The 22751-nt window shown below is 63.1% G+C and carries 16 protein-coding genes and 1 pseudogene; 10 read left to right on the forward strand and 7 right to left on the reverse strand.

Translation table 11 applies throughout. The features are described 5' to 3' along the window. Window positions 1-335: 335 nt before the first annotated feature. The 3 genes from EJK15_RS53410 to EJK15_RS53420 all read right to left on the reverse strand — a co-directional run bounded on the left by EJK15_RS53410 (window position 336) and on the right by EJK15_RS53420 (window position 9286). Complete coding sequence (locus tag EJK15_RS53410; RefSeq protein ID WP_138718146.1) at window positions 336-1367, reverse strand: hypothetical protein; 1032 nt, start codon at window positions 1365-1367, stop codon at window positions 336-338. 108 nt (window positions 1368-1475) lie between these two features. Beyond that, window positions 1476-7817 (reverse strand): DNRLRE domain-containing protein, encoded by a 6342-nt coding sequence (locus EJK15_RS53415; protein WP_138718147.1) that lies wholly within the window; start codon window positions 7815-7817, stop codon window positions 1476-1478. Between the two features lie 197 nt (window positions 7818-8014). Next, window positions 8015-9286 (reverse strand): Mu transposase domain-containing protein, encoded by a 1272-nt coding sequence (locus EJK15_RS53420; protein WP_206061665.1) that lies wholly within the window; start codon window positions 9284-9286, stop codon window positions 8015-8017. A 190-nt stretch (window positions 9287-9476) separates the two neighbouring features. Between EJK15_RS53420 and EJK15_RS53425 the strand changes: the two genes are divergently transcribed. Continuing rightward, complete coding sequence (locus tag EJK15_RS53425) at window positions 9477-9716, forward strand: hypothetical protein (RefSeq protein WP_138718148.1); 240 nt, start codon at window positions 9477-9479, stop codon at window positions 9714-9716. Between the two features lie 245 nt (window positions 9717-9961). Here EJK15_RS53425 and EJK15_RS71680 read toward each other — a convergent pair whose 3' ends face one another. Beyond that, window positions 9962-10819, reverse strand: coding sequence for a hypothetical protein (locus tag EJK15_RS71680; RefSeq protein ID WP_171075063.1), 858 nt, complete (start codon window positions 10817-10819; stop codon window positions 9962-9964). 451 nt (window positions 10820-11270) lie between these two features. Further along, window positions 11271-11777, reverse strand: a complete 507-nt coding sequence (locus EJK15_RS53440) for a hypothetical protein (RefSeq protein WP_138718150.1) — start codon at window positions 11775-11777, stop codon at window positions 11271-11273. A 214-nt stretch (window positions 11778-11991) separates the two neighbouring features. Between EJK15_RS53440 and EJK15_RS53445 the strand changes: the two genes are divergently transcribed. From EJK15_RS53445 to EJK15_RS78045, 4 genes are all read left to right on the forward strand, one after another. Next, on the forward strand, window positions 11992-12852 hold the full coding sequence (locus tag EJK15_RS53445) for a NucA/NucB deoxyribonuclease domain-containing protein (RefSeq protein WP_171075064.1): 861 nt from the start codon (window positions 11992-11994) through the stop codon (window positions 12850-12852). Between the two features lie 85 nt (window positions 12853-12937). Then, window positions 12938-13534, forward strand: coding sequence for a DUF6461 domain-containing protein (locus EJK15_RS53450; protein ID WP_138718152.1), 597 nt, complete (start codon window positions 12938-12940; stop codon window positions 13532-13534). Further along, the gene (locus tag EJK15_RS53455) at window positions 13531-14055 is read left to right on the forward strand and encodes a hypothetical protein (RefSeq protein ID WP_138718153.1); all 525 of its coding nucleotides are present in this window, start codon (window positions 13531-13533) and stop codon (window positions 14053-14055) included. Before EJK15_RS53450 ends, EJK15_RS53455 begins: the two co-directional genes overlap by 4 nt. A gap of 30 nt (window positions 14056-14085) precedes the next feature. After that, window positions 14086-14217 (forward strand): NucA/NucB deoxyribonuclease domain-containing protein, encoded by a 132-nt coding sequence (locus EJK15_RS78045; protein WP_420847158.1) that lies wholly within the window; start codon window positions 14086-14088, stop codon window positions 14215-14217. Between the two features lie 137 nt (window positions 14218-14354). On the opposite strand, the gene EJK15_RS53460 is transcribed toward EJK15_RS78045, so the two are convergent. Beyond that, on the reverse strand, window positions 14355-14867 hold the full coding sequence (locus EJK15_RS53460; RefSeq protein ID WP_138718154.1) for a hypothetical protein: 513 nt from the start codon (window positions 14865-14867) through the stop codon (window positions 14355-14357). Window positions 14868-15090: 223 nt separating this feature from the next. Next, window positions 15091-15396, reverse strand: a complete 306-nt coding sequence (locus EJK15_RS73550) for a transposase (RefSeq protein ID WP_206061666.1) — start codon at window positions 15394-15396, stop codon at window positions 15091-15093. Window positions 15397-15784: 388 nt separating this feature from the next. On the opposite strand from EJK15_RS73550, the gene EJK15_RS53470 reads away from it, so the two are divergent. The 5 genes and pseudogenes from EJK15_RS53470 to EJK15_RS78050 form a co-directional block, all read left to right on the forward strand. Then, window positions 15785-16402 (forward strand): DUF6461 domain-containing protein, encoded by a 618-nt coding sequence (locus EJK15_RS53470; RefSeq protein ID WP_138718155.1) that lies wholly within the window; start codon window positions 15785-15787, stop codon window positions 16400-16402. Between the two features lie 624 nt (window positions 16403-17026). Continuing rightward, on the forward strand, window positions 17027-18019 hold the full coding sequence (locus tag EJK15_RS53475; RefSeq protein WP_206061667.1) for an endonuclease/exonuclease/phosphatase family protein: 993 nt from the start codon (window positions 17027-17029) through the stop codon (window positions 18017-18019). A gap of 56 nt (window positions 18020-18075) precedes the next feature. Then, window positions 18076-19857 carry an alpha/beta fold hydrolase gene (locus tag EJK15_RS53480; RefSeq protein ID WP_138718157.1) on the forward strand — a complete coding sequence of 594 codons (1782 nt, stop codon included), beginning with the start codon at window positions 18076-18078 and terminating at the stop codon, window positions 19855-19857. 5 nt (window positions 19858-19862) lie between these two features. Beyond that, window positions 19863-21188, forward strand: coding sequence for a tetratricopeptide repeat protein (locus tag EJK15_RS53485; RefSeq protein ID WP_138718158.1), 1326 nt, complete (start codon window positions 19863-19865; stop codon window positions 21186-21188). A gap of 1021 nt (window positions 21189-22209) precedes the next feature. Beyond that, a pseudogene (locus tag EJK15_RS78050) lies at window positions 22210-22578 on the forward strand (tyrosine-type recombinase/integrase); the annotation flags it as partial. Window positions 22579-22751: the final 173 nt, after the last annotated feature.

Genomic DNA, 22751 nt, shown 5'->3' on the forward strand with positions numbered 1-22751 from the left:
GTCGGACCACCAGCGCCGCGAGCTCGTCATATGACGGGCGGCGATCCGGGGTCTTCGACACACGAAGATCATCCCATTGCAGGGACACCGCTCACGCCATCATGATCTTGATCTGCTGAATGCTTACAAGTGGCGCAACATGTCCGCCGATTTCCGCCCCGCAGTTGCATGCGATCTTCATCCGTTGGCGGCAAGACGGTGATCCCCCCGGGGCAGGCTGCAGTTCCGCGGTGTTGGATGTTCCTCCGCCGAGCCCAGGCTTCGGCATGTCGGAGCTGTCCGGTGAAGAGCCAGGCCCGGGCCTGTACAAAGGCATATCATGAGCACAGAATTGGTCATGGAATACGGCTGATTATCTCGCGTATCCAGGTTCTGTTGTCGGGCCATTCCTCGTCCAACGCGAATTTCCCGTATGTCAGTGCATCGAGATAGGTTGAGCCCTCGCTGAGCGACTGCAGGCTGTGGCGGACCGCGTTTGCTGCGACCCATCGTCGCCAGGCGTCGTCATTCTCTTCCCGAACGGCGAAGCCTCGATCAGCCCATTGGTGTCCGAGGCTTTCCCACTCGGCTCCCACGTCCTCTAGCAGATCGGCGTCCAACGGTAGGCCGCTGTGTGCTGCTTGCCTGGCCCGAGTGGTTGCGGGCATGTCCAGGTGGAAACGGTTGGTGAGGACATCGACCAACTGCAGCAGGACCGCACTCCGACTTTCCTGAGGTGCGAGGCGGAGTCTTGCGTCCAGATCTGGTTCGTAGTGCCACAAGCCGATTGGCGGGCAATCCTTACTGATCAACGGTTCGACAATGGCCACCTGGCGAGGTTGGTCGAACCAATCCCTGGGCAGCTGTGCTCCGGTGCGTAGCTCAATGATTGCCAAGGCCGTTGCCTGTTGGGTCGGCCATGGAGCATTGACAACCTCTTCCATTGCTGCTGCTTCCGCCTGAAGCGCAGCAGGATCGGCGCCATATATCGCGTGTGGATTCAGCTCAGCAATTCCGGCAAGCCACTGCCCATTCGCTGCGTATTCCAGGACCCTCCTACCAGTGTGGTTCCACGACAGGTGCCAGACCTGCGCTTCTTGGCTGAGCCAGGCCATGACGTGTGAGCCGGCAGCGTAGCTGAATCCGTCAGGCTCAAGCAGCATGGTCGCGTCGCCGGATTGCCCTATGTAGACGGCTCTGCCGTTCAAGGATTCAACTTCTTCGATGAACTCCTCATCGGCGTCTACGATGGGCGGATGCCCGCCGCCGATGAGTCGTGAAGCTGCGGACTGGAGTGATAGGGGCTCCTGGAGAGGGCGGATGACAGTCCATGCCAGCGCTTCTCCAAATGAGGCACTGGATTGGAGGAGATTGGTGTAGTAGTCCACTGCTGCATTAAAGGTCATGGGGGTTCCATCGGTCAGCTGCTGGGTTCGATTGAGCGGGCGCTGCCGCGGAAACGATGGCCGTTTCCGCGGCAGCATAGTGATCAGATGTTAATCGGTTCCCAGGTAGTAGCGGGAAAACCGATCAATATGTCCCGGCCAGCAATGATCTTCCATTTTTGGAAGTGGTTCCGGTGCGCCGGTCTGGCTGTTGTCGCCTACGAATCTATTGAAGAATGTGTCTTCGTCCAGGATTCGGTCGTTGTTATAGAGTCGACGCAGTAGTCTTCCGGCCCTCTGGTTCGGGCCCCACTCGCCTCCGTCCATTGCGCAGACGGAGAGAGTGCCTTTCTGATCCTCGGCAGCGGACCGATTGCCTACGGAGGCAAATGGGTACTCGTCGCATTCTTGGACAGTGGGCGACGCCAGGCTGTAGCCGTCCCACAGGTCATGACATCTTGTCTCAGAGCGGGATCTGTTATTATTGATATTTGCCCGCAGTCGCCAGAGATACTGACTGGGATTAGGGCGGCCGGATCCGTTTACAGCGCAGCCGGGCATGGTCTTGGAGGTTCGTTTCGGGAAAGTGTCCAGCTGGTTATAGCACGCTTTCCAGTAATGGATGTAGGCCTGCTCGTATGTGCTGGACTGCTTCCACTGAATCGACGGCACGACAGGCATTGTGCATCCGCCGGTCGTTCGCGCGATGTAGTCCGCAGTATCACACCTGACCTTAGCGTCTTTTTCGCTTGTTGTGTACTGGAAGGTGATGGTGTGTTGAATTTGTCCTCCGGCGGAGATTTGCGCGTATGGTTTGAAAACGCAGTTGGAGATCCTCTCGGGGTTGGGCACGTTGGCGTTTGCCCGGTTCGTGCGTGTTGCCGGCGCATGGTCTGGGTCAGCGCGGAACCGGAGCGTAGCGATGCTCTTCCAGTCGCCGGTTTCGTCTTCGGCTACGTCGTCCCAGGCGTCCACATCCATTGTGACGTGGTTTTGCTGTGCGGAGCCTTGGAAGGTGGTGACATCACGGCATGCAGTCTGGTTCCTAGCGGGACGCATCCCTACGGTGAGACCGATGTCGCCAATGTCGAAAGTGGGGAGAGCTACGCCGCTGTAGTCTCCTGTCGCGAGGTAAACATCGAACCAGGTGTCGCGTGTTGTCGCACCTGATTCCAGACCAGAAGATGCGCCGGTGAAGGTTTTGGCGACGAAGAGGAGCTCGCCGTCCCAGGCGTTGCCGTCTTCGATGCCGGTATCGTCGTCGTCCTGGTCAGTATCGTGATGGACTGCCACTTTATATTTGATGCATCCACTGAAGCGATTCTTCAGCAAGCCGTGCGTACGCCGCGTTCCGTATTGTTCATTGCACGTGCCGGGGGTTATCCGGTCGTACTTGCCGGCGGCGGCGATAGTGGCTTTCTGCTCTGCTGCGGTATTGCCACCAGAGGCAATCTCAGCTGTGGGGCCGCCGTCCAGCAACGCGTATATCTCATCGGCGTTGAGTTCGCGGTTGAAGATCCAGACTTCGTCCAAGCTTCCAGTGAGTGCAGTACCCAGCGTCATGGACGAGGTGGAACTCCACGACGGGAAACTAATTGCCGAGCTTCCGATCTGGTTCCCGTTGAGATAGAGGGCTACGCTTCCGGACTCTTTCGTGTAGACGCCAGCCAGATGGAACCACTGGTTGACGGGTGGTTTGACGCCTGAAAGCACACCTTCGACGGCTGCGTTCGGTTCGTCAGTGCGGGTCATGGTGAACACCAGACCATGACCAGGGTCATTTCCGATTCGGAAGGGAGCCTGATGCGTACCGCGCTGTTCCAGGAAGGTATAGGCGCTATCCCTATCGGTGAGTCGAAGCCATGCGGCGACGGTAAACGTCTGATCCGTCTGAAGAACGGCCCCGTTAGTTTGGGCGAAAGGCGCGCTTCCCGCTTGGCTCACATCTATCGTGATCTGCTGCCAGCCCGACCACGGTGATGCTGTTTCACCGGCAAGCGCACGAGCACGCCATCGAATCTTCCATCCGTCGGACAGCTTGCCAGCGGGCACCACCACTGTGGCTGCAGTACCAGAGGCAACATTGTCGACCGCCGTGGCCCAGATGGAACCTGTGCCCTGACCTTCGCCTGCGGTCGGATCGTGTTCGATCTCAAACTCTGCTCGCAGCGGCCGCCCCTGTGGATCAGTGACGCCAGCTCGCATTGTCGGTGTGGTGACCGTGGTTACCGTGGTGCCGTTCACGACAGACGAGGGTGTCATGGTGAGATCATGCACCCCTGGCTTCGGCAGCACGACCGTGAGGAGTTGCCAGGCCGCCCACTCTGATGTTTGCTGGCCGGCAACTGCTCGGACCCGCCACCGGACCTTCCACCCGTCGGTGAGCTTCCCCTCGGGAATGCTCATGCTGGCTTGCGCGCCAGCGGCGATACCGTCGACCGCTCCGGCCCAGATCGCTCCGGCACCCTGATCTGCAGTGGCAGGGTCGTGCTCAACTTCGAACTCTGCCCGCAAAGTCCCCCCGACAGGATTGTTCACTTGTGCGAGCAACGCGGGGGTGAGGCTGCTCGTCACGGTAGTCCCGTCGACCTGCTGCGACGGATTGACCTGTAGTGCCCCGACCGACGGGTCGGAGACCGGGTCCGGCAGGTCCACGGCCAGTTCCTGCCATGCCGCCCACGGTGAGCTCACTGTGGTGGCGGTGTTGACAGCGCGAGTACGCCACCGGACCTTCCACCCGTCGGTCAGCTTCCCTTGGGGGACGGCAAGGGTGGCCTGGGCCCCAGAGGCGACGTTGTCCACGGCTCCGGCCCAGATCTGCCCGGTGCCCTGCGTGGTCGCGGTGGGGTCGTGCTCAACCTCGAACTCCGCCCGCACCGGCTGGGCGGCCGGGTCGGTGACGGTGGTGTGCAGGTTCGGGGTCACGCTTGTGGTCACGGTGACGCCGTTCACCACCTGTGAGGGGGTGACCTGGAAGGCGCCAACGGTCGGGTTGGGTACATCGACCGTAGCCGTCTGCCATGCCGACCACGCCGAGGTGGCGGCGGCGGTGGCGTTGGCCGCGCGGGCTCGCCAGCGGATCTTCCAGCCGTCGGCCAGCTTGGCTGAGGGAATGGTCACTGTGGCCTGGCTTCCGGACGTGACCACCGGAGAGGCTCCGGCCCAGATTTGGCCGGTTCCCTGCCCGGTCGCGGCCGGGTCGTGCTCAACCTCGAACTCGCCGGTGAGGTTGCCACCTGCGGTGTCGGCGACGGTTGCGGCCAGCTGCGGGGTGAGCGAGCTGGTCACGGTGACGCCATTCACGCTCTGCGCCGGCGTGATGGCCGGCCCTGAGATGGTCGGCGCCGATGCCGGTCCGCTGGTGGTGATGGTCAGTGTGGGCGGCTGGTTGAACTCGGTGTCTTCCGAGGCTGTGAGGTAGCGCCAGTTGATCGCCGTGCTCTCGGTCGGCGACTGCACCACCAGGCCATGGTCGACAACCCCGGTGGCCCAGTCCTGGGCGATGCCGGTGACGTTCCACTCTAGCCGTTGGGCTCCGCCGGTGCATCCGAGGCTGTAGCCGGCCTTGTTGATCTGCGCGTCCTCGGTGGTCGCGGTCGGCTTGTTCGCCCAGTAGAGGTTGTTGACGTCCCAGGCGCCGGTCACCCGGCGGACCTGGAGGCCGTCACTGACCGACGTCCCACAGGCCGAGCTTTCGATGTTGTACAGCGACAGCTTCGCGTCGGTCACCGTCTGGCCCTGCAGACTCCCCGTGGGGAAGCGCAGGTACGAGCGCAGCTTCTCCCCCGTCTGCACACCGGCAATCATGACCGAGCCGTCGGGGTACGCCGGCCAGTCCACTGTGTCACTGCTGGAGAGCGAGACGTCCTCGCTGCTCGTCGACGCCGCCATCGGCTGCATCCGGACCGGATAGGTGGTGCCCGGGTCGGTCAGGAACCGGTGGTCAGGCTTGAGCACCAGCTCAGTGCGGCCGTCCTTCGCGGCCACAGCGGTGTCGACCTTGACGCTCTTGGCCAGCGGGAGACGGCCCTTGGCGCTGCCATCCCACATGATCGGCTGCGGTGCCGAAGCGACCAGCTTCTTGTCCTTGCCCTTCAGCAGCAGCCGACTGCCCTTGCCCTCGGTCAGGGTCAGGCCGTCGCCTTCGACGCCGATACGCAGCTCCAACGGCTTCGACGGCCGCTCCCGCAACACCACATCATGCCGGAACCCGGTCGGCAACGCCGTCACTACCAGGTCGGCGCCCACGCCGGCGGCGGCGGTGTAGGTGGCCACGCTGCCCTTGACGGTTGGCTTGGGGAGCGGTGTTGGCCAACGCAATGCGTAGCTGCGACCATCAGAGGTCATCTTGACGAAGGGCTCCGTACCTCCGTTGGAGATCTCTACCGCTGCGCCATCGGCGATGACCTTAGGCGTCAGCTTCCCGCCCTGTTGGAAGAGGGAGGTGTCGATGGGCAGCCACACCTCGTTGCGCTTGACACGTACGGGCCCCGCCGCGACCTCGGTCACGAACGCCCGCCCGCCCGGCTGAGCGTAGGTGATGCTGGTCGTTGAGGTTTCTTCGGTGACTTCTACCTTGGTGTTTTGTGCAGCAGCCTGCTGTGCGGCGGCAACCCGAGCCGGGATCAGACTTTCCGCAGCAGGGGCGCTACGCGTTGCGTCGCCGGCGCCAACGTTTGTGAGCGCCGAGTTGCTGACGCCAGGAGTCCAGGAGACGCCGCTGTTGACCGTGGCCGTATGGTTGTTCCCCGATACATCGGCGGCCGTACTGCCGGAAGCTTCGCTGAAGGGCCAACGGGCTGTGATTCCCGTGTCCGGTGCCTCGATCGGAGTCAGTTCGAGATCATCCGTGGGGGCGGTGTAGTCTTGATCGCTCGCGTCCCGGTATGCCAAGTCCTCCGCGTTGGTGACCGGATTAGGCTGCGGCAGGGTGTTGGAGACTCGCCCGGCTGCCGCCCACTGAGAAATCTCTTGTGACGTCTTCGGTCGAGTCTCGTCTGTTTCCATCAGGTAGACCGACGTTACCGGGATGGCAAAGTCAACTTCGAGCCTGGGACCGTGCGCGGGGTAGCCGTCGGTCTGCTCCCGTGTGCGGTAGCGCCGCCAGTTCTGGAGGTCGGACTCGTTTCCGGCAGTGAGCTGGATGCCGTAGTTCGGCTCGCCGTCAGCCCAAGGCTGGACGATGCCGTTGACTGAGTGGATGAGGTCATGCGCGTAGTTCATCGACCCGGAGCAGTCGGTGCTATAGGCGCCGTACTCAGTGTCCGCGCCCACGTTGGTGACCGAGGGCTGGCTGTTCCAGGTCAGCGTCAGCTCATCCCAGTCGGTGGTGATCCGGCGAGCCGTGATACCGGACCCGACCACCTCTCCGCAGGTGTGGGACAGGTAGTTCCACAAGTCCAAGTCCGCGTTTTGGATCTTGGAGCCCCAGAATGGATCGCCCTGCGGGGGCAGCGGGAACTGGATGTAGCTCCGCCAGCGCTTCGTGCCGGAGTTAGATTTGCCGACCAGGATCCGATCCAGCCGGAAATTGTCCCAGCTGTCGGTGAGGTCGACGTCGTTGACGAAGGTGTCCATCGACTCGCCGACACCGGCAGGGCAGTTCCCGAGAGTGCACTCATACCAGTCGTCATCGACCGCGGCCATGGTCACCGGGTACGCCGTTGCCGGATGGGCGAGGAACGCCGGGTCGGGACGGTACACCAATGCCGAGCCATCCAGGTTCACCGCGGCCTTGCCGACTTTGGCGGCGTTCAGGTCGCCGTTGGGGTCGGCCGCGACCGCATCCAGCAGCGCTGCCGGTCGAATGTCGACGGTGCGTTTGCCGTTGTCACTCTTCAGCGTCGGCTGCCCCTTGGCGTTCTTGCCGAAGGCCAACCCCTTGGGCAGATCCACAGGCACGCGGAAGGTCACCGGTTCGGTGGGCCGTTCCCGGATGACGATCTCCTGCTGGAAACCGGTCGGGGTGGCGGTGACGATCAGGTCGATGCCTTTGCCGTACACCGACGAGTACGTGGCGGTGCTGCCGTTGAGCTTGGGCTTGGGCAGCTTGCCGGGAGCGTCGATCTGCGCAGTGGTGTTGCGGCCCTTGCTCATGATCACGGTGGCGTCGCCACCCGCCGACAGCGTCAGGTCACCCTTGACCACCTTGGGCTTAATGACGCCGTCTGCCTCGACGAGGGTGGTGTCGATCGGGGTGAAGCCGTCACCCTTGGCGTTCTTGACTCGGATGGGCTCCAGGTACAGCTCCATGCGCAGCGTCTTGCCATCAGGATTGGCGTAGTAAGTGGCGGTCTCCGAGCGCAGCGGTTCAATCTCGACGCGCTCGTTGTTCTTCTTGGCTTGCGCAAGAGCTCTGCTGGTGGGGGTTGTGGCGCTTGGCGGTGAACTTGGCGGCGAAGTCGTAGGGGTGGGGGATGGCGTGGGGCCCTGAGCGATCGCGGGCCCGCTCATCAGCGAGACGGGCAGTGTTAGAGCGGCGATCAGGGCAGCCCGACGGCGCGTCCGGGTGGATAAGCCCGACGCTGATCGTGATGTGTTCACTCCAGCCTTTCGAACAGATGTATCAAAACGGAATGATCATCACATATGCCGTAAAAAAGTAAAGATCCTTTTTGGTGACGGGAAAGGTGGGCTCCGTAAGCGGGGCGTCATGGCCGGCCCGTCCCTTCGCCCCGGCCCGCCCGTTCATCCTGCCTGGCCCGGCCCTTGCCGGTGGCGGGGCCAAGAGCGCGTGCCGCGGCTGCGTAGGCGGCGAAATCGGTCACGCCGGCCAGCCCCTGCCCACTGCCGCGCCTACTGCCGCTCGCGGGAGCCGGCGCCGGGCCGTCCTGCCGGGCGGCGCGGATCCGCTCGGCCTCGGCCAGCGCCTCCTGCGAGGGCGGGATGCGCTTTTTGCGCCGGCAGGGCGCACGATCATCGCCGGTGGCGGCCAGCACCGCCTTCTCCAGCGCCCGCACGTGCTCATCGGGGCGGACGATCTCGTGTGCGCCACGCACCGCGAGCCGGTGGCGGGCCAGCGTGTTGCCCGCCGCCGAAATGATCTCCACAGTGTCCTCGTCCAGCCGCCAGCGCACCAGCACCTGCTGATCGCGATAGCCGGGCGGGACGGAGTAGTGGTTGCCCTCGAAGCTGACCAGCCCTTGCGGGGAGACGACCCGTTCAACCTCCAGCAGCGCCGGATACGGCCGCTCGGGCAAGGCCGCCAGCGGCTCGGCCGCCGCAACCGACGCCACGGTGGTCTTGATCCGGTCCCTCCAGCGCACCCGCACGTCACCTCGGGTGCGGCACCAGCTATCCAGCGAGGTTTGGGCCTGCTCGGGCGTCATCTCCTCGGCCAAGGTGCGCCACCACCGCTGAGCCGCACTGTCGTTGGCCTTCTCCACCGAACCCTTGCGCTGCGCCCGCCGGGGCCGGCAGATCGCCGGGGCGATGCCGTAGTACTTCAGCACCGGGGCAAAACTCGCCAGCAGATACGCCTCCCGGTGCGGCCAGGCCCACGCGGTCGGCGGGTCGGGCAGGTGCAACCAGTCCCACTGCACCTCACCGCCCGGCTCGTGCTCGATGATCCCCACATCACGGCCACGCGCCTGCTGACACGGCTCACAGTGCGGGCGCAACCCTCGCTTGCGGATCGCCCGGGTGAAGGTCGAATACCCACCGGCATACCCCAGCGCGGTGATCTCGTCGAACAGCGTCATCGCCAGCAGATGCGGATCTTGGGCCAGCCGGATGCGGCAGTACTGCTCGAACTCGGCGAACGGATCCACCCGGGATGAGCGCCGCACTCCCGGCGCCCGGGACCCGTTGAGATACGCCGCGATCGTCTTACGGTCCCGGCCGAGGTGCCGAGCGATCGCCGAGATCGACCAGCCCCTCTTGCGCAATGCATGCGCCTCCACGTCTTCCCCCTGTGTCAGCATTTCCTTGGGCTCCCCGACAAGCTGCTGATCTTGACCAATCGCAGCCTTACGGGGAGCCCACCCACCAACGAAGGACCTCCTCCGGAGGGTCGGCTACCTGGGGAAATTCACAGAGCAGAACTGTCCGATTTCAGAGAGCCGCATCAACCAGGCGTGGGGTGTCAGCGCCGCCGCCCGGCCGGGGGATCGGGTGGCGCTCAAGAACGGCTGGACGCCGCGCCCGTTCATCCACAACACGTGGGCCGTCACCAGCTACGGCCGCATCGTGGGTCCCGGGCGTGATCTGCTGCTGGCGGTGCAGACGGACCGGCAACCGGGGGAGGGGACGGGCATCACGTCCATCGAGGGGGTGGCCCGAATGATCGGCACCCGCCTCCACAGCCTGTCCCCGATCACCATCCGCCCTTGCCCAACCAACCCAACCCCCTGAGCACCCCGCCCTCGTGACGGGCACGCTGGCGGCGGTTGAACACCTGGAGCGCATCGGGGTCGTACCAGCCGCGGCGCGTCACGTAGCCGAGCATCATGATCACCATCCACGGAGCCGTGCACGTGATGATCAGCGTGGTGAACGTCGAGATACTCTGCGTGAGGTTCGGTGCTCGTGTCCCTATAGTCGAGGATCCGCATGCGAACCCAGGCGATGCTTGCAAAGGATCCGGGGAGGTCGACGACTCAGTCGAAGAGTGCCTCCGCAGACTCGACGGCGAATGCTCGATCGAGCCAGACGTCCAGGGTCGCGACGTCCTGGCAGGCCATGACCCGCTCGCGCACCTCGTCGGACACCGCGATCCCCCGCACACCGAGGATCTTCAGCAGAGACTTGGCCTCACCTCGCGCCTCACCCTCGGCCAGCAGGCTCGCGGAGTAGTCGCCCTGGTATGGATACGTCTTCATGGCCATACGTCGCTCCCACTCTCTCAGTGCGTTTCCTTGCAGTGACAGGCTGATGTACCGAGCGTACCGCCAGGCGAGCCCTCGATCGATGCCGTACAAGGCCTGCTGCACCGCAGCGATGATGGCGTTGATCTGCGGATCTTCGCTCTTCGTGACGGTTGAGATGACCGCCAGCCCGATGTTGCTCTGAGCCTCGGCGACATCGGTGATGACGGGGGTGTTGTCCGAGGCGATGACCAGGGGGATCAGCCTCAACTTGGGATGCCCAGTATCGATGACTTGTCGCGCCCATTGGGCGACCCTACGGTTAGGACAGATGACGATCAGGCAGACCGGACATTTCTCACGCGCCCGGAAGTTTGCGATGTATTCCAACCATGCATAAATCTTGTCATCGTCCCGGGCTCGTTGCGTCTCGACGATGATCCCGAATTTCTCCTCTCCTTTTCCGTAGAGTATTGCGCCGTCGGCCCGGCAGACGCCCGGGTCTGCCTCCGAGAGATCGGGCGAGGCGAGGCACGCCTCACCCGCCTCCGGTATGGGCAGATCAAACAGCGCCCGCAGCATGTGTCTGGTGTACCCAAGATCGAGGGTTGCGATCTGGGTCACCGCCTCGTGTTGCGACGTGATTCTCACACCATAGATATTAATATTTGCGTTCGATCCATTACGTAGCGTTGACGAACTTGGATGGTCGAGATTTCCCACGCCCTCAAGAGCAGCCGCGTCGGCCAGCGTCTGCTCGAACAGCGGGATGGCCAGGCCAGATCCCCCGCCTCGTGGTAGGCGCCAGCGAGGTTGTTGCGGGTGGCCACGGTGTCGGGGTGCACATCACCGCCGGGTGTCTGCACGCCGCCCATTGCGTGGCGTGCAAACCACGTCATGCATTCGTGCACTCGACTTCGGAAATCGACACCACCGCCGCCACCAGGACCTCGAACACGACCTGGAAAGCGTCCGGCCCCGCGACGTCGCCGCCGCCCAGCAAGCCGCCCACGCCCCTGGCTTGCTCACGCCGAGCTCGCCGGCGTGAGCGACTGGGACAAGGCCTACGTGTACGGCTTGACCGACGGGGATACCACCTTGTTCAGCAATAGTGTTTCGCCCGCGTTTTAAATTCATCCTCCGCCAGCAGAACGTCCTTGCTGCCATCACTGGTGGACTCCTGGATCACGATCTTTCCAGGCGGGATCTTCTCCTTAGACCGGGTGGTGAAGTTGACGCCCTCAAGCCCTACATGGGTTTCCGAGGAATAGGGGCTGACCATGTACGTCTGCCCGTCGGCAAAGCTCAGGCTCCCTTCCCGGAGGGACCATTCGGCAGGTTTCTCCTCCAGGTTCATGGACGCGATGCCGCCGCCGGTCAGTGGTGGCGCCTTGATGTCGGCCTGATCCAGGAGTTCGCCCGCGGCGCGACGGTAGACCGCCACACCGTCCGGTGCGCGCCCGCACCAAGCCGCCACCATGGTCAGCTGCCCATCGGCATTCACCGTAAGCCCGGTCAGGCCGCCCGGCGCCGGACTACCGTATCCGCAGGACACCGCCGCGAGAGCGAGCGTCAGCGCGGCGATGCCCTTCAAAGTCAGGTGTTGCACGTCGTGAATCCTCGTGACGATGTCGCAGGATGTCAACAGTGGGGGTAGCCGCCCTTTTTCAGGTCCGCCTCTATCTCGTAGCGGTTGGTGCATGCATTTTGCCCGGCGGCCGCATAAAGGAGCGGGAAGGCGAACCAGAAACCGGTCATCTCGGCGTAGAAGTACCACTGCCTTCTATGGACCTTCTCATGGTCGGGACTGGGATGACCGGTGGATGCGGGTCTATTCAGGAGCGGCGGGCTGCACGCCCGATGCCAACGATGGCGCCCACGAGACGGTGGAAGACTGGGCGGCGGGTGGCATCCACGAAATCATCCTTGACCGGACCTCGGATGACAACTCGCCCGACGCAGACACGAAGAGCTCGTGCACGATCAACCCGAACGTCAGGTACACGACGCATGCCTTTTGGGTGAGAAAGGACCTTGAGAACCCCCACACCTTCAGGTGTGACAGCTCTCGATCCATCACCTTCTATTCGAGCGGCTGTGTCCTGTCTACCCTTCGCCCGGTCCTCATCTTCGACGAGAACAACGCGAACGAGATTTTCGCAGCGCGTCACGTCTGGACCGCCCTCTACGATCAAGGCATCACTTACCCAAAGGTAGGGAGTGGACCTGCGAAGAAGATACCGGGCGGCTTTATTCCGCATGCGCCTTCGTGCGCCAATCTCTGCCTCAGGAGGTCAACAAGCAAGGCCGTCGAAAAGGCAAACCGTGACGTGGTGATCCCTGAATGTAGGAAGATCCGCCCCTACGTAGAGCCAGACAGTTGCGACGAATATCCATTCGCGACCACACTCCAAGGAGCTGGTCAGCAGGATACCGGCTACAACTACTCCGTTGCCATCATTCCGGACACGCAGAATTGCTCGCAGGGTGCGACGATCAACCAGTGGTATCAGCGTAACCGGATTCTTGACCAGGACTCGTTCTGGGTTGATGTGGTCCGCCAGGGCTACAACAGGCCACATAGCGGCGCGCCGGGCACCGTCGCCCACGATCCCGCACCGACCCCCATCAGCCTGGCCACGTGCACCATTGACGGTGTATCATGGCTAGCAATAATCGCCTAATAGTCCACTGCCTTGGGAGCGAGTTAACCCGCTCCCAAGGCGGCTGCACTATTTCACTCAAATCTCCATAAAGGAGTATGGCGACTTGGCCGCTTTCTCGGTATACAAAGTGGCACTTGACGCGATATTCGATGTGCCAGCATGCCTGACTTGGATACGCGGCAAGAAGGCCGAGGAAGTCGCGCGACTGCTCGAAGGGCGGAAGGATCAGATCAGCGAGGGACACTTTGCAGACCTATACGATGCCTACGAAATGGAGGAAAATGAAGGCATTGTACTGATCACACAGAAGGGCGACTGGATTCTAGCTGTCGAACTGACGAGATACCGGGGAGCGAAGTCGGAGACGTTGCGGAGTCTGTCAGCGGACGGCGAAGCTATGGCACTGGCATGGAGTATTGAGTGGGACGCGGCATTCACATACGCCGTCGACGGGCGTATCGACGTATCGTTTGACCCAGTGAGGCAGGCGACCAGCGCGTCCGAGGCCGAATACCTGGAATGGTCCCGTGCCTACGGCATTTATCCTCAGCAATGGCAAGGCGATTGGCGAGCCGCCGCCTTCACCATCGCGGAGAAGATCTCCGGCATCCGAGTCGACCGTGACTGGAAGGATCGGAGTCATCTCATCCTGAGGATCGAGAAAGCGCGCGACGAAGAACCCGATGAGCGCCCCCCTTGAATCTGCGCCCTGACATGCGGGTGCTGATCTCTCGTCACCCGCGGGTGGCTGCCATTGCAGCCGCACCCCCCATCGGGGAGTTCGACGAGGGAACGTTGATCGCGGTGGAGATGTCGGTGCGGGCCGCGGGCCTACGGGAATCCGTGGACAGCGCACTCTTGGAGGAAGCGCTGGCCGCCGTCGCCGCAGGCAGCCGGGGGGAGCTGGCGCGCCCATTGCGGGATGCTCTCGACAATCTGGCGGAAAGCTTGGCACATCAGGCCGCCCAAGCCATGCATGGTTATGAAAACATCGATCATCCCGAGCCCGATACGGAATGGGGTCGGCTAATGATGAAGCATCACGCGGTGAAGGCGCTGGTGGAGGCTCTCGCTGAGGACGCGCACGAAGCGTTCGTACTGGCGCTCCGGCATGCGAGCACGGTGGCCGCATCCACGCGTAAACAGAACGACGACTACCGTCTGCTAAGGCTTATAGAAGCTCTCGGTTTTTATGTCTTCAACGGATACAACTCTATCTGACTAGGCCAACCTGGCGCCAAGAGCTCTGGCGTGAATTACTGTAAGTACTACACCTCTGATGTCTACGTCAAATACGGCTACACAAACGTCCAGTGCGACGAATATCCCTTCGCCGCCACTGAACAAGGAGCAACCAAGGACAAGATTCACTACTCTGTCTAGGGGCTCGAGCGCAACGCAACTGGCTTCATGGAAATGCGCTCAAAGCGTTCTATGGCCATTACCGGCTCCTCGCCTATGGCGCTGAAAGGACCGTCACCAAGGTCAGCGACAGCCCGTTCTGGGGTGAAAATCGTAGATTAGCGGTTATAGGATACGGGGGCTGCCAAAGGCATCCCCCGATCGATGTGAGGACGCAGAAATGACGCACCCCGGAGCAGGCGCTCCCCGCAGAGAACCAATGGGATCTGATGGTCGAGCACGGGCACGGTCTCCAGAACGGATTCCATGGCCTCTGGGTCGAGAGCGATGATCCTGAAGAGCCGTCCCGGCTGCTCCGAGTGGATCCGGACTCGCGCCTGGAGTGCGATCTCGAAACCGCCATAGAGGTGTACGGACGCATACGGGTGCGGGCCGCTGTGTGGATCGGCCCGCACGCCCCCGGCTGGACACATGTCTTCGCCTTCGGCCTGCATCCGTACCATCCCGCCATCCGAAACCTTGGAAAGCGACGTGTCTTCGAGATCTTCTGCCGCGAAGAGCTGGGCGAGCTCGAACCCCTGAACCTCTACCACGACGGAGAATAGCTCGGAGACGTCTCCCCGCCGTACAACGACGGCGGCGATATGGATCTCCCTGAGTACATGCCGCACACGCCTGGACTGGAGCTCGGCGAGACAAGGAACCTCAAGCGGGACATGCATTTTATGGCGTGTATGGTGGGTCGCATCGCGGGACACTTCACCGACCGGGAATGGTGGACGGCGACGCGCACCTTCTACCGCATCCCCGACGGGTCATGGGAAACATGATGACACTGGGGCAAGTAACAGGACGTGGGGTGCCATAAAGCGCCGTCATACGGGCTCTTCGAACTTAAGCGGGGTTGAGGTATCCGCGGTCTCGTCTGGTGGTGGCGTAGCGAGTGCGTAGACGCTGGTTGTCGGGGTTGCGGAAGCCGTAGGCGTCGCGGGCGACGGTTTTGATGACGCGGTTGATGCCTTCGGAGTCGGCTTTGGTGATGCCGGTCTGGATGAATGGGACGAGTTCCCGTTCGCCGGCACACGGCAGGGACCCGGTACGCCAAACCGGAAAACAACTTCTCCGCTTCTCCGTATTGCCGGTTGATGCGGCGCAGAATACTGCACACGGGAACGTGCTCGGTGCCTGGTACCAGAACAACCGGGCGATCCGGAGCGACCGCTTCTATATCCACTTGTTCGACTGACCTGAACGCCCCGGTGCGTGCATCCACGACGCGCGCCTCTCCCCCGACCGCAGGAAAGGCAACGGTCATGGCAGTCCTTCGCACGAGCGCCCACGACAGCCTGCGCATTCACCAGGGCTCGGAATTTCTCATCACCGAGGTGGAGGACGGCATGCCCACACGCAGCCTCGTCCAGGGGAGGTCTTGGGCAGGTGGACGCTCCACAGGATCGGAGCAGGGCCCAACGGCGTCGACATCACCAGTGCCGTGCCCCCCCGGCGGTCCGATCCACGTTCGCTACGAACTCTGGGACGCCGAGCCGGGCGGGTGACCCGCAAACTATCCGATCAGGAGGCTGAACTCGTGTCGGCAGACGACCTGTATCAACTGCTCCGCTCGTACGACCCCAGCGATGTCTCGATGCAGCAGTTCTACGCCGTGTGGGTGGAAGATATACCTGTCGAAGAAGCAGTCGTCATACTGAACGGCGATCCGGCCTCTGGTGCGCCGGACAGCTTCTCCGGATGGGGCTCGGGCTCCGACGGGAGTAGCAGTGAAGCGGCCGGCCTGCTGGCCGGTCGGATGGGCGACTGGACGTTGATCATCAGCGATTACCGTTCCACAGAGGACGAAGCGCTGCTTACGTTGTCGCGATGTGGCAGGCGGACTCTGGCCATCAGCTGGGATTTCCACGGCGAATCCATGATCAAATACGCGAAAGACGGCGAGCTAATCACAGTCCTCGACATTCTCGACACCAACGAACGGTCCGGTCGCGATCCGAACGCCCTCGACCCGTACCTATCTGGCCTCCGCTTCAACATCGACGAGGACGACCCCGACGAACCCGCTATCGAGCCTCGAGAGAGTTTCACCTCCGCGCTGACCGCGATCGGCCGAATGGTCGGCCGCCAAATCGACAGGGAATGGCTGGAAGCCACCCACACTGCGTACATCGTGCCAGCCGAGGACCCCGATTAATCGCCACCCGATCGGCCGGTGACGTCCTCCTAGTCTAGTAGCGGCGCTCTCCCGGTAGCGGCGCTGTGGGATCATTACAGCCCGTTGTCGTCGCTGTACGACGGCGTCATGCCCTAGGAAACGACGGTATACGCCCGCCGAGCAGGTGCTCTCGCAGGACGGGTTGGGGACATACGCGGGATGATCTTAAGCGGCCCACGCGATACGGAAGACATTTGCCCAGCTCACACCGCGCGAACAGCTTGAGTAACCTCCGCTCTCCTAACACGGGTGCCGCAGGTTCGAATCCTGCCGGGGGCACTCTTCTCCACCAGGCATTTTGGCCTCTGACCTGCGGTTTCTCGGCCGCAGGTCTTTTGCTTGTCTGGCCCTTGGTAAGCCACCGCGGGCACCCGCATGCAGCCATAGGATCATGATCAGGGGACATACGGGGGATGATCTTGAAAGGATTTCCCGAAGTCCGCCCCCGGGATGGTAGGGGCAGATTGTCGCGGCCGGGCCGCTGCGCCAACCGGGCGTTATGAGGCGCTGGACGCGGGACCATGTTTCACTTCAGGCGGCCAAAGCCACGTGCGGCGCGGAGAGCGAGTTCCCATGCCCCGTCCGCTGGTAGACAATCGGGCCGTGTCGTCCGTGAAGCGGCCCAGACGTCTCTGGGTCAGCGTGCTCGCGTGGGTGGCCACGGCACCGTTCGTGGCCTGGGCGTTGTTCCGATTACTGCCATGGAACGTGCATTTCCGGTGGGTGCAACTACTGGCCTTCACGCCGTACGTCGCTGTGATCTCGCCGGTCGGGCCAGCGATCGCCTTGTTGCTGCGGCGGCGGGCCGCGCTCGTCACCGGCCTGGTAGCGACGGGTGTGCTCGCGGCCATCGTCCTTCCTCGCGCCATACCCGAGGGAAACCCCTCCGCCTCTGGGCCGGGACTGCGGGTGCTCTCGTCGAATCTCAGGATCGGCGTAGTACCGGCGGCCGCACTGGTCGACTTGGTGCGGCGGACGCGTCCTGACATTCTCACCCTTCAAGAACTCACTCCGTCAGCCGCCCGCGGCCTGGACACAGCAGGGATGGAACGCCTACTGCCATACAAAGTAGCGTTCTCCCGGGACGGCCTGGGCGGGTCGGGGATCTATTCGCGTTTTCCGCTCCAGGCCGATTCGATGATCGACTTTGGAGGCTTTCAGCAGACGGCGGCGACATTGGCCGTTCCGCTGCCAGGCGGAACAGGCGGCATTCAGGTGAACGTTGTTTCGGTGCATCCCTGCGCGCCAGCGTACGTTTCGACCTACCAGTGCTGGTCGGCAGGGTTGGATGCATTGCCCTTGCCCGGCGGCCGCGTACGGATTCTCGCCGGCGATTTCAACGCCACGCTCGATCACGCGCCTATTCGCCGATTGCTGGCCGCGGATTATCGCGACGCGGCGGATGCAACGGGAAGCGGTCTCTTGACCACGTGGCCCTCCATCGACAGAGATTTCGAAGGGCTACGAGTCCCACCGGTCACCCTTGACCACGTGCTGGTGGACCCGCGGGTCGCGGTTCGTTCCTTCAGCGCGTACCAGTTGCCGCTGACCGACCACCGGGCCGTTTTCGCCGAACTCATCCTCCCCGCATCATGAAGTCTCGAGTCCCTCGGTGCTAGCCTGAGATCCCGGGCGCCCGGCTGGAGTAGATCATGGGAAGCCTGAGAGTCGCCATCGTCTTCGTACACGGCATTTTCTCCTCGCCGAAGACCTGGTCACGCCTGGAACAGGTGATGGATTCCGATCCGGACATGGTCGCATTCGACAGGTTTCACTTCACCTACTGGACGCCGCGGATGAGGATCAATCCGTTGCGCCGGATACCCGACTTCAACACCGTGGCCGACAGCCTGCAGACCTACCTCGACAACGATGTGAGCGATTACCAGAGAGTGGTTCTCGTCTCGCACAGCCAAGGGGGATTGATCGTACAGCGGCTGCTGGCCAGGATGCTCCACCGTGGCCGGGGACGAAGACTGCGGCGAATTGGCCGAATCATCATGTTCGCCTGCCCCAACTCGGGTTCCCAGCTTTTCAACATCGCGCGGAGGGGATCCTGGTTCTGGCGGCATCCCCATGAACGTGAGCTGCGCCCTCTCAACGATCTCGTCACCGAGACGCAACAGCTCATCCTCGAGAGAATCGTCTACACCTCCACCCGCACCGATGACCGATGCCACATTCCCATCATCGCGTGCGCAGGCGAGTCGGACGGTATCGTCACGCCTGCGTCGGCGAAAGGTGTCTTCCCCTCGACCGAGGTGGTCCCGGGGGACCATTTCACGATCATACGGCCGGACTCGGTGACGCATCGCTCGTACACATTGCTGAAGAACGCGCTACTGGACTTCCAGTCAAGCATCGCCCCAGCAGCGCCACGGAGACAAACGATGGACTGGGCCCAGAGGGCGCTGATCGACCAACACCTGTTATTCGGCATTGAGCGCACGGTCGACGAAGTAGGCGGATGGTTGGGGAACAGGGATGGGGACCGGATCATCAGTATTTTCGGCGCTGGCGGCGCCGGGAAGACGACTATCGCCTACGAAACCGTGAAGAAACATGCAACGACTGCGGGCTTCGCTCGGATCGCATGGGTGTCCGCCAAATCCAGCCATCTCGGCGCCAGCGGTAAGGTCGAGCAGGACGAACGCACCCGTTACTACTGGGGCGAACTGCTGGCCGAGATATCAGGGCAGCTCTTCCCCGGTCTCGATCCGGTGCCAGCGCTCGTCGAAGAGCGATTCATGCAGGAGATACGGAAGCTGGACGAGGCGGAGCTATGTCTCATCGTCGTCGATAATCTCGAAACGGTGCCGGACGCCGAGAAGGCGATTCTGTATTTCGATCGCGAGTTCAAGTCTGTTCGGCACAAGGTGCTGCTTACCACCCGCCATTCCCTTCTCAACTATTCCGACCGCATTCGCCAGCTCGAGTGGAATCGCCTCTCCGACGAGGCCGCACACGACTTCGCCGCCTATCTGGGCCGGGACGACCCGGCCCTGGACTTGACCCGGGCAGACCTCGAGAACGTCGTCGACGCAAGCCAGGGAAATCCGCTGATCATCAAGATCATTATGCGGCTCTGCATCGACCGCAAACAATCAGTCGGAGAGATCATCTCGAAGGTCCGCGACAGATCCCACGGGATCGGCGAGAGCTTGGCCACCTACCTCTACGACGAATCCTTGACCGCGCTCCAGCGCCGTGTCGGTGAGGCCAACGCGGCCCGGCTCATGAACGTCTTCTGCGGGCTGCCCAGTGGCGAGACCATAGACGTCGACGAATTCCACGTACTCTCCGGCATCTCGAGCCGCGAGGGGTTCGACGAGGCCAAGGCTGCCGCATCACGGCTTGCGTTGATCATCTCTTCCAGAGGCAACACCCGCTTCAGCGTGCATTCGCTGCTTCGTGCGTTCGTTTGCGGGCGATGAGAGCGATGGACGAGGCACCGGGACTACTGGAGAGCCAGTTAGTGCAGGCTGCCTACAGGAACGCGGACTGGTGGCGGCGCACGACGGTCAACCACATCGAACGGACCGAGCGGGTGGACCTGAACCGGCTCCGGACCACGATCTCCGGCTGCCTCTTGTGGCTCGACACGTGCCTGGAGCGCCCAGAGATCTGCGAACCGGATCTCCTGTCGGCCTTCATCCAGCAGTTTGCCCGCTTGGCGGGAAGCGGCGGCCAGTCCAGGAGCGATCACAGTGTCGTCGCGGCGCTGGATCAATGCATCAACTGGACGGAGGGGACCGGGGAGCAGGCGGCGAGTCTCTACCGTGCGAGGGCGATATTTTTCCGGACCCGGGTGGCCGAGAGCAGGGAGCGGCTCAGCTCGTTGCAGTCGGCTCTCTCGCAGGCAATACCGGGGAGCCGGGACTGGATAGGCACGATGGTCGATCTCAGCGAGTACTACGTGGAGATCAGCCGATACCGGCAGGCGGTCAGGATTTTCGACGATATCCGCATCGATGCGATTCCGGACGATGTGCAAGACCGGTACGAATGTGCAACCTCCCTGTGCCGGGGCGTCGTGCTGTTCTCCTCGTTTAGAAACATCACGCAAGCCGAAACGTGCCTGGCCCGGGCCTGCGAGATGGAAACGAACATCTCGGGTGATGACGAGCTGGCGGGCTGGGTGGCCAGAGCGTACCGATACCGCGGGCGCATCGCGGAACTGCGGGGAAAGCCGGCCACCGCACTGCGCCTCTATCTCCGCGGAAAGGCCATCCAGGAAAACCTGCCTATGGACGCCGTGGTCCTCGGGTTCTTTCATCTTCGGATCGGTGAGTTGCTCGCGGGGCACAAGCTGCTCAGCGCGTCACGCGACCACTTGGCGGCCGGACGCCGCTTCTTCACAGCCGGCGCGAACTTTGGCTCTGGAACCTTGCAGGCCGACCTGGGCTACGCGGCCCTGTACGCGGCCCAGCAACGCTACAGAGATGCTGAGAAGATCATTCAAGAAGCTCTCCGGGCTAGCCGCAGGATTGGCTTCCGGCGGGGGGAACTGCTATGCCTGGGTTATCTGATCCTTTTGCAGCTCAGAGGCGGGCATCTGCTCAGAGTGCCGGTGAGCTGCGCCGGTGCGGCGCTGACGCTGTGGCGCGGGGAACTGAGCAGGAACAACATCGTAGGGCTCCTGTGCAACATGCCCGCCATGCTCTCGCTAGCCATCAGGCGGATGTCGGACAAATGGGGGCACAAAAGAGCAACCGAGCGGCTCGCCATGTGCCCATGCGAGTTGCACGAGCATATGGAGCTTTAGCCCGGGTTGAAGTCAGTCGCCGGGGCCAGGCCCGCGCCGCCGAGCACGTCCAGCTCCATCATCTCCGCCGAGCGCACTAGGCGAAGTGCGCCGAAGCGTCCGAGCTGCCCCTGACCTACTCGCGCGTGGCGTCGAGGTCGGCCTGGCTGCGCAACAGCTCGGTCACCCACACGGCCCGAGCACGAGGCCTATCTGCTCCAGTGGGAACAGACCTGGAGCAAGCGCCACCCGTACCGGGGCCGGACCGAAGGCATCGCGGCGCACGGCCCTTCTTAGCAGTCGCCGCGCCGCTGTTCGGTCAGAGGTCGAAGTGGCACGCCACCTTGGGGCCGCTCGCCGCTTCTCGCTGGCTGACCAGGGGGAATGTGGCCACGACAGTTTTGATTCGGATCTGGCCCACATCTCGTGATGACCCTGCGTGACATCCGGTCAGGGGGTGAGCAGAACGCGCTTGCGGAGCAGGTCGAAGCGGGCCCGCCCGTAGGTCTGCCGTTTGAGCATCTCAAAAGTTACGTGGAATCTGGCCGTGGAGGTGATCATGTCTCCTCGGTCCTGACCACGGAACTGGGGAGATGGCTTGAGCGGCACGGTGGTGCTGGAGGAGAAGTGGCCGGTGCTGGGCCGGCATGCGCGGGCGGCCGAGTGGCTGCGGATCTGGGTGGATCTGGGAAGGGCGCCGCGGACGATCGATGCCTACGCGCGCGGGTTGGCCGAGTACCTGGAGGTGTGCGAGCGCGAGGGAGTCGACCCGGTGACGGCCGGCCGGGCGCACATCGGCGTGTTCGTGCGGGAGTTGACCGAGCGCCCCAGCCGTCGGGGCGCGAACGTCGTCGCGCTCGATTCGGGCTCCGGCTTGTCGAACGCGACCATCCAGCAGCGGATCGTGCCGGTCAGGCTGTTCTACGACCACCTCATGGAGGAGGGCCTGCGAGATTCCAACCCGGTCGGCCGAGGACGTTACACGCCGGGCCGGCGCCGCAGCGGGTCTTGGGGCGGGCATCAGCGTGGTCTGGTGCCCAGGATGACGAAGCTGCCGTGGATCCCCACCGAGCAGCAGTGGAGGAACGTCCTGGCGGTCGCGGCCGACGAACCCGTCCGCAACCGCGTCATGCTCGCCCTGGCCTACGACGCCGCGTTGCGGCGCGAAGAGCTGTGTCTGCTGCGCACCGACGACCTCGACCCTGCGCACCGCACCCTGCGGATCAGGGCGGAGACCACGAAGAACCGGCTGGAACGTGTGGTGCCGTACTCGGCGGCGACCGGTGTGCTGCTGTCGAGGTATCTGGCGCACCGGATGAGGATCAGCAGGGCGCGCGGGCCGTTGTTCCTGTCGGAATCGCGGCGCAATCACGCCCAGCCGTTGAGCTTGTGGACCTGGTCGAAGGTCGTCCGCCGCATCGCGCTGGCCGCCGAGGTTCCGCAGTTCTCCACGCACAGAAGCCGTAAGGAATCAACTTGTCGGCGTGTCGCGGCTCTCTGGTGCTCTGGCAAGGAGATCGGCCGCCGTGCGATAGCGGATGGGTGCCCGTTCGGGAAGGCGGTCTTCCTGCTCCAGCAGCGGGC

It is taken from the genome of Nonomuraea basaltis (assembly GCF_005893125.1).
GTDB classification, from domain to species: Bacteria; Actinomycetota; Actinomycetes; order Streptosporangiales; family Streptosporangiaceae; genus Nonomuraea; species Nonomuraea basaltis.

Excerpts from the sequence above, each read along its gene's own strand:
- EJK15_RS53415 (WP_138718147.1), bottom strand. The coding sequence starts at position 7,817 with ATGAGCGGGCCCGCGATCGCTCAGGGCCCCACGCCATCCCCCACCCCT.
- EJK15_RS53420 (WP_206061665.1), bottom strand. The coding sequence starts at position 9,286 with ATGCTGACACAGGGGGAAGACGTGGAGGCGCATGCATTGCGCAAGAGG.
- EJK15_RS53445 (WP_171075064.1), top strand. The coding sequence starts at position 11,992 with ATGCGGGTCTATTCAGGAGCGGCGGGCTGCACGCCCGATGCCAACGAT.
- EJK15_RS53480 (WP_138718157.1), top strand. The coding sequence starts at position 18,076 with ATGGGAAGCCTGAGAGTCGCCATCGTCTTCGTACACGGCATTTTCTCC.
- EJK15_RS53485 (WP_138718158.1), top strand. The coding sequence starts at position 19,863 with ATGGACGAGGCACCGGGACTACTGGAGAGCCAGTTAGTGCAGGCTGCC.